Origin of the sequence: Mycobacterium arosiense ATCC BAA-1401 = DSM 45069, assembly GCF_002086125.1 — a bacterium.
Classification (GTDB): Bacteria; Actinomycetota; Actinomycetes; order Mycobacteriales; family Mycobacteriaceae; genus Mycobacterium; species Mycobacterium arosiense.
The window spans coordinates 1-290 of record NZ_MVHG01000305.1 but is presented as its reverse complement, the minus strand read 5'-3'; the positions used below and the strand labels follow the sequence as shown (position 1 = coordinate 290).

Here is a 290-nt window from a genome sequence, read left to right as displayed (position 1 = left end):
GTGACCGACTACGTCGAACTGATCTGCATGCCCGCCCTGATGCGCCGCCTGAGTGAGCGGGCGCCGGGAATCTCCATCGCCATCCAGCACCTGACCCCGACCTTGCCGGCCGAGGCGCTGGACAAAGGCGAACTGGACCTGGTGCTAGGCCGCTTCGAAAACGTCCCGGCGCGCTTCCAGCGCCGCCATTGGGCCAGCGAGACCCTGCAACTGGTCGCCCGGCGTCAGCACCCGCTGCTGGCGCAGGCTCCCGACCTGGCCACCTTCCTGGAGCTGCAGCACCTGTGGGT

At 68.6% G+C, this 290-nt stretch carries 1 protein-coding gene; it reads left to right on the top strand.

The features are described from left to right. Nucleotides 1–27: 27 nt before the first annotated feature. The coding region (locus BST14_RS32000) for a LysR substrate-binding domain-containing protein (protein WP_211280852.1) at nucleotides 28–290 on the top strand (263 nt) is incomplete at its 3' end.